Source organism: Bacteroidia bacterium (assembly GCA_025056095.1).
GTDB lineage: Bacteria > Bacteroidota > Bacteroidia > JANWVE01 > JANWVE01 > JANWVE01.
Genome location: JANWVW010000174.1, coordinates 1 through 5,908 on the forward strand (window position 1 = coordinate 1; position 5,908 = coordinate 5,908).

Annotated in this window: 6 protein-coding genes; 2 read left to right on the forward strand and 4 right to left on the reverse strand. The window is 36.8% G+C overall.

The genetic code is table 11. From position 1 onward, the window contains the following. From NZ519_11040 to NZ519_11055, 4 genes are all read right to left on the reverse strand, one after another. On the reverse strand, positions 1-490 hold a 490-nt coding region (locus tag NZ519_11040), incomplete at its 3' end, for a hypothetical protein (GenBank protein MCS7029286.1). Positions 491-524: 34 nt separating this feature from the next. Further along, positions 525-1,028 carry a site-specific DNA-methyltransferase gene (locus NZ519_11045; GenBank protein ID MCS7029287.1) on the reverse strand — a complete coding sequence of 168 codons (504 nt, stop codon included), beginning with the start codon at positions 1,026-1,028 and terminating at the stop codon, positions 525-527. Between the two features lie 475 nt (positions 1,029-1,503). Then, positions 1,504-1,629, reverse strand: coding sequence for a hypothetical protein (locus NZ519_11050; GenBank protein ID MCS7029288.1), 126 nt, complete (start codon positions 1,627-1,629; stop codon positions 1,504-1,506). 38 nt (positions 1,630-1,667) lie between these two features. After that, entirely contained in the window at positions 1,668-3,032 is a 1,365-nt protein-coding gene (locus tag NZ519_11055) for an amino acid permease (GenBank protein MCS7029289.1), read from the reverse strand. Between the two features lie 152 nt (positions 3,033-3,184). Here NZ519_11055 and NZ519_11060 point away from each other — a divergent pair, with 152 nt between their 5' ends. Further along, the gene (locus NZ519_11060; protein ID MCS7029290.1) at positions 3,185-3,805 is read left to right on the forward strand and encodes a DUF3365 domain-containing protein; all 621 of its coding nucleotides are present in this window, start codon (positions 3,185-3,187) and stop codon (positions 3,803-3,805) included. 55 nt (positions 3,806-3,860) lie between these two features. Continuing rightward, complete coding sequence (locus NZ519_11065) at positions 3,861-5,789, forward strand: OmpA family protein (protein MCS7029291.1); 1,929 nt, start codon at positions 3,861-3,863, stop codon at positions 5,787-5,789. The last annotated feature ends 119 nt before the right edge of the window (positions 5,790-5,908 follow it).

Below are 5,908 nucleotides of genomic sequence, written 5' to 3' on the forward strand. Positions count from 1 at the left end.
GTGGTTTGAGAATGCGATACATCTCTCCAAAAACTTCATACATATCTGCAAAGTAATATTTCACTTCAAGACCTTTTTTATTGTTACCTAAATCTTTTATGATTTTCTCTGCCAAATTGCTATGTATGTTTCCATTTTCTCGTTTTCTGTACATTGAACCGATGAATTTTTGCCGAAATTGAGATAAGTCTTGCAAATAGCCCAACCAATACAAGGGCAGTTGATGTAAGTCAGCGTATTCATAGCTAGTTACATAAGGCGGACTGGTGACAATTAAATCTACACTTTCAGTTGGGCAAGGCATTTTTCGGGCATCTGTACAAGCAAGTATCCGATAATTTTCTATATTTTCAAGAAATGACTGCGGTAGTAGCTTACAGAACTGATTATTTTTCTCAATCATTTTTCTTGTATGCTGTAAAAAAGTTTGTAAAACGTCATAATTTTTTTGTTCAAGTCCCGAGTGGGTTTTACACTTTTTTGTAGCCAAATTGAGCAAGTTTTAAGAATCTGGGCAAAAGCAACTAAAAAAATTTTCGTATAGGTTCATCAGAAATTTCTAAAATTCTTTGTAATACAATAGCCAAGCTTTCTTTTTGAGCAGGTCTAAACCAATAGTCAATTTTTTCGTGAAGTTTGAGTGATTCGAGGGACTTTTGTAAAAAATATGCTCTTTCAGTGTATAGGCGTTTTTTGAGGTCTTTTTCAAGATCAGTAAAAACTTCAACTAACTTCAAAGAGGGCAAAGGCGTGGTTTTAACCTGTGCTACTAAAAAAGCGATTTCGTTGATATCTACCCCTATGCTTATTTTTTGGCTAACTAGCCCTTCTACAATTGTAGTTCCACTTCCCATAAACGGATCAGCTAAGACTTGTGCTTCTGTGCCATGTTCATAGATAAGGCGGCGAACTAACTGCGGAATGAATCTAGCAGGATAAGTGTAGTATGCATGAGTAACGTAGGAAGTATCTTTGGCAGAACATTGACTAAAACTCCAAGATGGATCTACGTTAACTTGACTAATCATATTTGAGACAAATTTACAAGATGGTACTCTTATATTAAGCCTATTTTTTATTTGCGGTAATATTTGTTAATATAGCGGAAGTAATTATGGGTAGAAAAGTATTAAAATAGGGAATTACGAACTTGAGGAAATAAGTTTCTGATTAACAAAGAGAATAAGAAGCGTATTGGGATAAAATTACAAGCGGTAGCACAGGAAGATATAGCAGTCGTTACTTATCAAACTTTTATGGGGTAAGTTTGAAGTCTATTATGTTATGGGTAAAGCGTTTTGCAGAAGGACAAGAAGCGTAAAGGCAAAGCGAGGCGTTTAAGCAAAGAGCAGAAAAAGGAAATAAAAGAGGTGTTGAGGGAAAGTTCATAGGTATAAAAGCGGAGCTTGGACAGATCCTATCTTAATAGATGGGATGAGTAAGAGGTATAATGTGCATTACAAGAAGGGTTTGGATGAGGTAAATAAGGTCAAGTTGAGAGGGTTAGGTTTTTAGATTGCGTGAGGGGCATGGAGCATGCCGATAGGCAGTGCGTAGCGTTAGCGAAGCACCGAAGCGAAGCGTAGTGCGGAATGCCCCGACCCTTGCGTCAGCAAGGGGCACGCCCAAAAAAATCAAATCATCTTTTAGACCTAAAATAAATTTGCTCATTTCTGACTTTTCATTCTCTTTTGAAACAAGAAAAAAACAGGTATCCCCAAACAAAGAATAACCAAACTACCCAATGCATACTTTGAATAGCTCATCAAAAGCAGAACAATAAAAGTAAAAGTACTCAACAGATATAAAGCAGGCAAAATTGGATACAAAGGCACTTTGTAAGGCCGCTCTGCATCAGGTTGTTTGACTCGCAAAATAAACAAACCTGCAATAGTCAAAATATAAAATGCAATTACAGCAAACATTACATAATTGAGCAGATCGTTATATGTTCCTGAAAAGCACAATATACTTGCCCACACCGCTTGATACCACAAAGAGATTGCAGGAACGCCCTTACTATTGAGATGACCTGCTTGCGAAAAAAATAAATTATCTTTTGCCATTTGATAATACACTCTTGCCCCAGCTAAAATACAGCCATTCAAACAGCTAAACGTAGAAATCATGATTAAAATAGTGAGTAAATAAACTAACCAACTTCCACCAGTGTGAGCAGCCGCAGCAATCGCTACTCTATCTTCGGGAGCTTTCTGTATAACCGAAACAGGTAATATGCTTAAATACACTACATTAACCAAAACGTACAAAACTACTACCAACAGCACGCCTATTAACAAGCTCAAACGTATTGTTCTTTGAGGTTGAACCACTTCATCGCCTGCAAAAGAAATATTATTCCATGCATCGCTAGAAAACAAAGCCCCTACTAACCCTAAACTCATAGCCACAGCCAGAGTAGGACTTTCAGGCGAAGCACTGAACGCCCAAGCAGATTCAAAATTGACTCTTAAAGTTTGAACATCAGCAAAAAAGAAACCTGCTATTATCAAAACTATCAACGCAATAATTTTAGTGCTACCAAATACATTTTGAATATACTTTGCGTACTTAAGTCCCCGAGTGTTAATGTAAGTAAGCAGCAGTATTGTAAAAACTGCTAATACCTGCTGATAGGTAAGCTTAAACTGTTGTATCTCCAACCAACTTTGAGATAGCTCAGGAACAAAAACTCCTGTAAATTTAGCAAAGCCAATACCTACTGCGGCAATTGTTCCTGTTTGAATGACCATAAAAAGCGTCCAACCATACAAAAAAGCTATCATATTGTTATAGGCACGTTGTAAAAATACATACTGACCACCTGCTTGGGGCATCATGCTAGTAAGCTCACCATAGCTCAAAGCTCCTAATAAGGTAATTATTCCTGATATTATCCACACTAACAAAATATACCCTGCACTTTGTACATTACGGGCAATATCTGCTGTAACTAAATAAATCCCTGAACCTATCATTGTGCCTGCTACTAACATTACTGCATCATACAAATGAATTTCTTTTTTGAACATATTTGCCATAATGACAAAACTAAAATAAAAAACCTTTGCTTGAACTAGTTATTTATTTAGCAGCAAGTGTCAAAAAGTGAATATGTGTGCAACATAAAATGTAATATTTGTTACACGACAGCAAGGTCATTTTTTGTGTAATTTTAAGGCGTATGAATAGTTTACTAAAAACGAGTATTACTCTTATTCTTGCAGTTTTTCTTTTCGGATTGGTTTTGCAAGCGTGTAAAAGTAGTAAACCTCAACGGATTGAAGATAAAAAAGAGACTCTTACCCAAAAATCTATGATTAATTATCTAAAATTAGGGGATAGCATCACGAAAAAAGTACAATCTCAATTGATTACTGTTTTAGAAAGCGCAATAGCACAAAAAGGTACACATGGCGCAGTAGAACTTTGTCATCTCAAAGCTCTTCCTTTGGTGGATTCTTTATCTAAAACATACCATTGTCAAATACGAAGAGTGTCTAATAAGTTTCGCAATCCACAAGATAAACCTCAAAATGACATAGAAAAAAGTACCTTAGAAGCCTTCCTTACTAAATTCAAAAACCAAGAGCCTTTAGAACCCTTTATTGTAGAAAGTGGCAAAGAAGTATATTACTTCAAGCCAATTATGATAGCTACACCAACTTGCTTGAAATGTCATGGTGATAAGAATAAGGATATTGACCCTCAAACCTTAGCTGCTATCAAAAAATTATATCCCAATGATTTAGCTAAAGATTACAAGATAAAAGATTTTAGAGGAATGTGGTCTATTAAATTTTAAGAAACTACAACCCATTTAATATCTCTCATTTTTGTGCAAATTTGCGTTAAATATAATGATTAAACGCAAGGGTATTTTTCTTATTCTTATAGTTATTTCAACGATATACGTTCCTTTTATTGCAAAAGGGCAAAATCACTTAAAAACTCTTCGCTTAGCAGAGCGCTATTTTGACAATGGCAGCTACGACCAAGCCCTCAAATATTACCAAACCCTTTTAGACTCTGACCCTGATAATATTGACTATCTGTATGCTATTGGTCAGTGCTATGAGTATGGAAATGAAAAAGAAAAAGCGCTGCAATACTATCTCAAAGTGTACGAAAGGTTTCCTTTGTATAGTGCCACGCTTAAAGCTAAAATTGCTGTGGGCTATCATTTAGCTGGGCAATTTGATGAAGCACTTAAATTTTATGAGTTAGCTAATAAAGACCTCATTCCAGGTATGCCCCGAAAACAAATTAAACACTTAATGGCACAATGCAGCACAGGTAAAGCCCTAGTTAAAAAACGCATCAATATTCAAGTAGAAAATTTAGGTAGTGCTATTAACACGGCTGCGGATGAGTACGGCGCTTGCTTGACCTTAGACGAAAATACCATGTTTTTTACTTCTAATCGTTCAACAGCTTTGGGCGACACCAACCGAGCTACGGGCAAAAAGTTTGACGATATTTTTGTATCTGAACGAAAATACGGTAAATGGCAACCTGCCCAAAATATTGATGCACCTATTAACACAACATACCATGAGTCTGCTTTATCTATCAGCGCAGATGGGCAACAAATGTACTTCTATCGTAATGATGGACAAGGGGATATTTATGTCTCAAAGTTAAAAGGTAAAGTGTGGCAAACGCCCAAAGCGCTTTCAAAAATCATTAACAGTGCTTATTTAGAAACTTCAATTTTCATTTCTGCGGATGGGCAATATCTTTTTCTAACCAGTGATAAAAAAGGGGGCTATGGTGGACGAGATATTTACTATTGCAAAAAACAACCTAATGGAAGTTGGTCTAAACCTATCAATTGCGGTCCTGGTATCAATACACCTTTTGATGAAGATTGTCCTTTTTTACACCCTGACGGCGAAACTTTATATTTTAGCTCAAACTGCACCAAAAGCATGGGGGGATACGATGTATTTGTATGTAAATGGAACGAAAAAAATGTATCCGAAGTGTACAATTTAGGCTACCCTCTTAACACCCCTGATGATGAAATTAACTTCATTCTTAGCGCTGACGGCAAACGAGGTTATTATGCTTCGGGGCGCACAGGCGGATTTGGCGGAAAAGATATCTATGTAATCTATTTTATAGATAGCAAAGCTCCACAATACGCAGCAGTACCAATTGTGCCTAAAAAATTGTTAGTTATGTTAGGTACGGTAAGAGATGCCGTTACTCGAAAGCCGTTAGGTGCAGAAATTTCTGTTGTAGCTTATCAAAAAAATAGCCTTGCTGCTCAGGGGCAAGCTAATGAAGCTACGGGAAACTTTCAATTCGCCCTACCTAACGGTGATGATTATGCTATTGATGTTTATTACCCTGGATATGAACTTTATTCTGAACGAATTGAAATAGATGAAAAAGCAGAATTTGGCAAAAAACAAATTGAAATTTTACTCAAACCTTTGCGGGCAGGAAGTAAAATCATCTTAAAAAATATCCAATATGCAGGAAAGCAGTATCAGCTCAATGAGGTGGCTAAAAATGAGTTAAATAAACTTTATGCTGTACTCAAAGAAAAAAATGACCTCAAAATTATCATTAAAGGGCATACCGATAACACTATTCAAGGTCAGGAAGCGGTAGAACTCTCACAAAAACGTGCCGATGAGGTCAAACAGTACTTGACGAGCTTGGGGATAGATTCTAATCGCATCACTGCCATAGGCTTGGGGGAAAAATATCCCCTCAATCCTGATAATTCAGACCTTGCACGCAAGCAAAATCGTAGGATTGAAATTGAACTTGAATAAAATTTACAAAAGCTGATGGCTACATAATAATTTAAGTTTAATTTTTTGGGCGTGCCCCTTGCTGCGCAAGGGTCGGGGCATTCCGCACTACGCTTCGCTTCGGTACTTCGCTGCGCTTC